Origin of the sequence: uncultured Thiodictyon sp., assembly GCA_903837595.1 — a bacterium.
Classification (GTDB): domain Bacteria; phylum Pseudomonadota; class Gammaproteobacteria; order Chromatiales; family Chromatiaceae; genus Thiodictyon.
Window position 1 is genome coordinate 1 of record CAILVI010000129.1, and the last position, 7,142, is coordinate 7,142.

General features: G+C 65.6%; 4 protein-coding genes. 1 reads left to right on the top strand and 3 read right to left on the bottom strand.

Translation table 11 applies throughout. From position 1 onward, the window contains the following. Positions 1–205: 205 nt before the first annotated feature. The 3 genes from QZY44_RS06825 to QZY44_RS06835 all read right to left on the bottom strand — a co-directional run bounded on the left by QZY44_RS06825 (position 206) and on the right by QZY44_RS06835 (position 6,268). The gene (locus QZY44_RS06825; RefSeq protein WP_295444055.1) at positions 206–589 is read right to left on the bottom strand and encodes a hypothetical protein; all 384 of its coding nucleotides are present in this window, start codon (positions 587–589) and stop codon (positions 206–208) included. A 24-nt stretch (positions 590–613) separates the two neighbouring features. Further along, positions 614–1,552, bottom strand: a complete 939-nt coding sequence (locus QZY44_RS06830) for a transposase (RefSeq protein WP_295444058.1) — start codon at positions 1,550–1,552, stop codon at positions 614–616. A gap of 249 nt (positions 1,553–1,801) precedes the next feature. After that, complete coding sequence (locus QZY44_RS06835; protein ID WP_295444060.1) at positions 1,802–6,268, bottom strand: PAS domain S-box protein; 4,467 nt, start codon at positions 6,266–6,268, stop codon at positions 1,802–1,804. A 130-nt stretch (positions 6,269–6,398) separates the two neighbouring features. On the opposite strand from QZY44_RS06835, the gene QZY44_RS06840 reads away from it, so the two are divergent. Then, the gene (locus QZY44_RS06840; RefSeq protein ID WP_295444062.1) at positions 6,399–7,094 is read left to right on the top strand and encodes a transposase; all 696 of its coding nucleotides are present in this window, start codon (positions 6,399–6,401) and stop codon (positions 7,092–7,094) included. The last annotated feature ends 48 nt before the right edge of the window (positions 7,095–7,142 follow it).

Genomic DNA, 7,142 nt, shown 5'->3' on the forward strand with positions numbered 1-7,142 from the left:
GGCCAACCAGGCGGACCTGGTGGAGGTGGTGCATACCCTCAAGCAGGTCGTTTGCGTGAAGGGGTAACTGATATCTGGCGATCCGACCAGGTCGGTCGCCGGGTTGCCATCCAGACCGCGCTCCCATGGGGCCGCGAGTCGCATGATCAGTCAGGTCTGTGAGTGGGAGGCATCTGTGGAGGAGTTCGACTCGACTTTGGCCATTTCAGGGTGTCGCCGCCAGTTGATTCAGCACGCGTTGCCAGTCCTGGCGGGAAATGGCGAGGGAGTCCGGGCCTGAGGTTGATGTGACGAAATTCGACGCAGCCCAACTGGTGCGGTGCACCAGCGCGAGACAATCGGAGAACGTCGCCTGCGGCTTGAGGTACCAGGCAGTGGAACGCGCCAGCACCGGCCACTGATCGCGCCAGCGATGCACCATCAGACAGACCAGCGAATAGAGCGCGAGCAGCACCGGCGTGGTGCGGGCGATGGCCAAGGCGGACCACTGGCGCTGAGTCTCTACGCCGAGGTGACGGCGGGTTTCCTCGAAGGTGACCTCCAGCGACCAGCGCCAGACGAACAGTTCGACCACGCGGGCCGAGGCCATGGTCAGGTCGGTGGTGAAAAAGGCTTAGGTGTCGATATCTCCGCTCGGATCGACGACCAGGACCCAGCGGATCGGCAGCGGCGGATAACCCGGGGTATGCCACAGGCAGGTATCGCTGAGCAGGCGCAGCGTTTTCGCGTGCCCATACCATTGAACCGTGGCTTCGCTGCCCTGCGTCAGGGCCTCGTCCAGGCGCGAGGCCAGTTTGGCCAGGGCTGCCCCCTTCTGTGGTTTGCGCCCGCGCCGCCCTGCGGGCACCGGGCCAGGGAAGGCAAACAGGCGCGCATCCAGGCGCAGGCGGGTGATCAAGGTCGCCTGGGCCGTGAGGCACTCCCAGCCCAGGGCGACGCAGGAATAACTCCCGTCGCCAATCAGCACCCAGCGGCGCCGCCCCAGCCACCGCGACACCAGCCGAACCATGACACGCGTCCAGTCCACGACGGTGCGGTGGGGCTTGCCGGCCACTGCGTTGGCCCGCGCCGAAGGGGCCAGCAGGGTGAGAAATGGCAGCGCCCACGGCCGTTGACTCCAGGGCAGCGGCACCAGCAGGGCCATGCAGATCCATTGCAAGCCCAGGCAGGTGACCACCTTGCTGCGGCTGGAGCGCACCGCGTCGCGGTACATCCCCTTGGCGGCAATGCGCTCGCCCTTGCGCCGCTCCAGCGTCTCGTCCACCGCGAACACCAGGGGCCAGTCGGGCGGTATCAGGACGATCAACAATCCGAGCGGGATCTGGGCGCCGCGCAGACCCGACCAGCGGGCGCGATTCAGGACCCGATGGTAACGCCCGAAGCACCGCTCCTGCCCTAACCCCATCGTGCGCAAAGCCGCCGTGACCGTGCGCGGCCCCTGGGTCAGCAACGTCCCGATCAACAGCACCTGCGCGTGGGCCCGGGTCGGCGTCGTAAACAGGGGGGCAAAGGGCAGCAGAATCGCTACAATCGCAGTCGGCAGCGGCGGCAAAGGCGGTCACGTCTGGTGTTTTAGTCGGCTTCAGACGATACTGCCTGCGTCCCGCTGCCGCCAACTCTACGAACGCTGCGGTGACCTTGCGCTCCCGCGCAGCCCGCTTGACCCCGCCGCGCATAGGGCATTCCCTCCGGCTAAAAATGGCCAAAGTCGAGGCCCATGCAGCCCAGGCCGAGCGCGGCGACCCGCAGGCCGCCGTGTACCAGTTCGCGGGTATTCATGCCGGATGGCATCGATCGATCCTCAATGACGCTTTGCGTCTTTCAGCCAGGTCAGCAGACAGGCATACAGTGTTTCCGGCACCATCGGTTTGGAAATGAAATCGTTCATACCAGCACTCAAACAGCGGTTCTTATCCTCAACGAAGGCGGTGGCGGTGAGGGCCAGAATCGGCGTGTCGGCGTAGCCGGGAAGGCCGCGGATCGCGCGCGTGAGCGCCAGTCCATCCATGCGCGGCATCTGGATATCGGTCAGGATCAGGTCATAGCGGTGACGTTTGACCAGTTCCAGCGCCTGCAGGCCGTCTTCGGCCACCTCCACGACCAACCCGGTGTCCTCTAACAAGGACACGGCGACTTCCCGGTTGATGGGCTCATCTTCCGCGAGGAGCACCCGGCAGCCCGCGTAGTCCGAGCGCAAGACCTGTTCTACATCCATCCTTTCGCCCGTCTGCGGAAGGATCGCGGGCGGAATCTCTTGGCGCAGGCGGACCGTGAACCAAAAGGTACTCCCCACCCCGGGCGTGCTCTGCGCGCCGGCTTCACCGCCCATCAAGTCGGCCAAGCGGCGCGTGATGGCCAAGCCCAGGCCGGTGCCACCGTATTGGCGGGTCATGCTCCCGTCGGCCTGCTCGAAGGGGTTGAACAGCCGCGTGAGGGCCTGCTCCGTGATGCCGATGCCGGTATCCTGCACGGCGAAACGCAGCCGGACGTGGTCGGCCGCCGCCTCCAGCCGGGTGACGTGCACGGCCACCGTCCCGGCGGCGGTGAACTTGATGGCGTTGCTGACGTAATTGAGCAGAGCCTGCTGCAGACGGGTCGGATCGCCCATCAGATGCGGCGGCAGCGGCTCCACTTGGCAGCTCAGGCGCAGCCCCTTCGCTTGGGCCTGCGGCTGCAGCATCGCCAGTACGTTATCCACCAGGACTGCCGACTGCACGGGCATGTCTTCCAGCGCGAGCTTGCCGGCCTCGATCTTGGAGAGGTCCAGGATGGCATTGATGGTGCTGAGCAGGTGCCGGCCGGCGGCTTCCAGCTTGTCCATCTGGCTGGCCTGGCGAGGCGTCAGACCGCTGCGCCGGATCAAGTAGCCCATCCCGGTGATGGCATTGAGTGGGGTGCGGATCTCGTGGCTCATGTTGGCCAGAAAGGCGCTCTTCGCCCGGTTGGCGGCCTCGGCCCGGTCGCGTGCCAGCGCCAACTCCGCCGTGCGTTCCTCCACCAGTCGCTCCAAGTGGCGCCGATGCATTTCCAGTTCTTGCTCCGCCTGCTTGAGGGCGGTGACGTCCTCCTGGATCAGCACGACTTCCTGCAACTGGCCGTTGGCGTCCTTGGACGGGTACATCAGGGTACGCACCACCAGTTTGCCGTGCCCCCCGGGGACTTCCGGGGTCGCCGCGCGATCGTATTCGATGACTGAAATGGGGGTGGGCAGGCCGGCAAAGGCTTGGCGGATGTCGGGCATCAGTCCGCGGGCCTCCAGTTGCCGGTCTTCCAGGAGATTGTAGTGCGCCAGGGCATCGAAGGGGACGCCCCAAAGGGCTTCCCACGCCCGGTTGACCCGCACGGCCCGACCATCGGGCGCCACCACCTGGATGGCCAGGGGCGCCTGCTCCATCAGGGTCCGGAACCGGGCCTCGGACTCCATGAGCTGCCGTTCCATCTGCCTGCGCTCGGTGATGTCATACCAGATGGCGACGTAGTAACGCCGATCGCGGATGGCGACGAGGTGATTGGCCGCACGCACAAAACGGATTTCGCCGTCCTTGCGGCGATGGGCGACCTCGAACAAACCGCCGCCTTGCTCTCGCAGCAAACGCGCCTGCGTGGCGACCTGCTCAGCCGTCCAGGTGGCCTGAATATCGGCCAGCGTCAGCCGGGCGAACTCCGTGCGGCTGTAGCCTAGCCCCAGACACGCCGCCTCGTTGAACTCGGCGAAGCCGAAGGTCTCGGCATCGATCAGCACGATGCCATCCGTCGCCTGGTTGATGATGGCGCTATAGATCTCCTCGCGCTCGCGCAAGGCCTCCCGCGCGCGCTTCTGCTCAGTGATGTCGCTCCATACGGCGAGGATCTGCACCTGCCCGTGGAGTTCCATCAGCCCGAGGTTCAGGAGACAATCGAGCACCGCGCCGTCGCGGCGGCGGTGCTGGACCTCTAACGTGAGGCGACCCGTCGCGCGCAACTGCGCCAGCTTCTCGGAGAAGATGCGTGCAAACACGTCGGCCGGCAGGGCCTGGATGTCCGGCAGCCGCAATTGGGCAAATTCGGCCTCGCTGTAGCCGAGCAGCGTGTGAGAAGCGCGGTTGAACTGGAGGAAGCGCAGCGTCTCCAGGTCCAGCAGATCGATACCGACACTGGCCTGGTTGAAAATGGCCGCCAGTAAGGCCTCACGCTCCTGCAAGGCCCGCTGCTCGGCCTGGCGTTCACTGATGTCGCGCCGAACGGTCAGAAAATACGCCTTGCCCCGCAGTCGGATGGCTTGGACGTTCACCTGAACGTCGATAATGACACCGTCCTTGCGCCGTTGCCGGCTCTCGAATACCGCGCCTCCCGCTGCCAGGAGGCGTTGCGCGCGCGCCTGCGCGTTTACCGCGTCCGCCTCGGGTACCGTGTCCAGCAACGAGAGTTGGAGCATCTCCTCGCGGGAGTAGCCGAGCAGACGGCAGGCGGTGTCATTGACCTCGACGAAGCGTAGCGTCTCGGCTTCCATCAGTTCGATGGCATCGCCCGCCTGGTTGAACAGGAGGCTGTAGAGTTCTTCCCGCTCGCGCAAGGCCTCCTGCAGCGCGCGCGCGGCCGTGATGTCGCGCCCGATGCCGAGCACGCCGATGAGATTTCCCGCGGCGTCGTGCATGGGGGTCTTGATGGTCTCCAGCCGCTCCTGGTGACCGTCGTCAGCAAAGGTGACGGTTTCTTCATTGAGGGTGGGACGGCCGGCCGCCAAGGCCTGGAGGTCGTGCTCACGGAAGAAGGCAGCCATCTCCTCGGGCATGAAGTCGCGGTCCGTACGCCCCACGATCTCCGCCTCCGAGGCGCCGAAAAAGCGTTCGAAGCGCGGATTGCATGCCAGATAAACGCCAGCGGGATCTTTCAGCCACACCAGATCGGGAATGGTGCGGATCAGGGTAGCGAGGAAACCGCGCTGCTGGGCCAGGGCATCGTGGAGCTGCTTGCTCTGCGTGATGTCCTGAATCGTGCCCCGCAGCTTCACCGGCTGGCCCGCTTCGCCCGTCACCGCTTCTCCCCGCACGGTCAGCCAGCCATGTTGGCCATCCGGACGTACCACCTCGGCTTCGCACTCATAGGAGATTCCCTGTGTCACGGCCTTGTCCACGACAGCGGCCACGCGCTCCCAGCTCTCGGGGGCAAAGGACGGCCTGATCTGCGCGTAATCGGCCGGAGGCAGCGCTGGGTCGCGCCCGAAGAAGCGGAAGATCTCTTCCGACCAGATCGGACGACCGGTAACCAGGTCCCATTCCCAGTAACCCAGGTCCGCGATCCGTTTGGCCTCTCTCACGTAGGCGTCGCTCGCACCCACCGCCTGTTCGGCCCGTTTGAGCTCGGTGATATCGTTGCCGATGGCGAGGATCTCGGCCCCCGTGGCCTGGGGCGTGCGCTGCGCGCGGCAGGTCCAAGCGATCCAGACCCGCCGGCCATCGCGGCAACAGTGCTCGCGCGTGAGGGTCCGGGCCCCGGCGGGAAGGGTCAAAAGTTCCTGGCTGATGCCGGCGAGCGAGGTGGCGCTGGCGTCTGCCCCGGGCGCCAAGTGGTCGAAGGGCCGTCCGAGGGCTTGCGCTTCGGACCAGCCAAACAGTTGCTGCGCGAAGGCGTTGATGAAGGTGAGGGTGCCGTCGGGGCGCCAGCGCAGGATCGCGCTGTTGGCGTTCTGCACCAGTTCGCGATAGCGCCGGCCCTCGTCGGCTCGCTGCTCTTGCGCGTGGAGAAGCAAACCGAACAAAAGACTGATGACGGGGAGTACGGTGAGAAAGGGCAGGGCCACCTGGCTCAGCACCTGCTCGCGCAGCCCGGCGGGGAGGGTCACGGTCCACCCCAACGCCAGGGCTTGCACCAACAGACCAAAGACCGCCAGGGTGAGCGCGTCGAGCTTTACCCTTCCGGTACGACGCAGGGCGTGGAAGGCGATTCCCATGATGGCGGCGGTGAGAATGGTACCGACCCCCATGTAGACCCCGGGGCCGCCCAGCCACGCCCGATAGCCGGTGGCGATCAGCGCCGCGACAGCGCCGGACGGGATACCCCCGAAGACGCCGGCCAGGCTTATTACCACGGTGCGCCCGTCGAAAATCAGTCCGGGGGCCAGGGTCACGGGGTAGAGCATGGCGACCAGGGCGACGGTTCCGAACAGGAGACCGTTGAGGAGCCGCACGGCGGTGCGCTCGCGCGGGAGCCGGGCAATGAACAGGCTGTAAACCACCGCGAGGGTCAACAGCAGGGTGGCATTGTTGAGCAGTTCTCTGAGGAGATGCATACCGTTTCTGAGGCGCCGCAACGGAAATCTAGCCCGGATATCTCACCGAGGGGTTGAAAAAGGGCCGCCAATGCCGGCATAACGGTTGTGCGAACAACAGGTTATTTGCCGGTGAGAGGGCGGCCCTTGGATGACAGAGTGTAAACCCGAACAGCGCGACTTTCACGCGCTCGGCAAGCGTCCGGTGGTGGCCGCGTTCGATGGGGGCATGATCAGTTCCGACGGCGGCGGGCTGCTGCTGCGCGAGGTGGAAGTGCGCACCGGCATCGTCGCCCGACTCGCCGAGCAGTTTACCGACGACCGTGACCTGGACGCCATCGAACACACCGTGCTGAACTTGGTTGGGCAGAGCGTGTATGCGCTGGCCTTGGGTTACGAAGACCTCAACGACCATGATCGGTTACGCCTGGACCCGTTGCTGGCGGCGGTGGTCGGCAAGGCCGACCCCAGCGGCGCGGATCGGTTCAACCCTCGCCATCGGGGCAAGGCGCTGGCCAGTTCCAGCACGCTCAATCGCTTGGAATTGACCCCCGAGGACGCCACGGCGGATGCGCGGTATAAGAAGATCGTCGCCCACCCGGCGGGGATGGATACGCTGCTGGTCGATTGCTTCCTGGATGCCCACCCGTGCCCACCGTCATCGATCTGGATCGACCTGGACGCGACCGATGCCCCCCTGCACGGACATCAGGAAGGGCGTTTCTTCCATGGCTATTACGGCCATTACCACTACCTGCTGTTATACATCTTCAGCGGCGAGCATCTGCTGTGCGCGCGGTTGCGCGCGTCCGACATTGACGGGCAGCCGATAGCGTCGAGGAGTTGACGCGGATCGTGGCCCAGATCCGGGCGCGCTGGGGGCAGGTGGAGATCA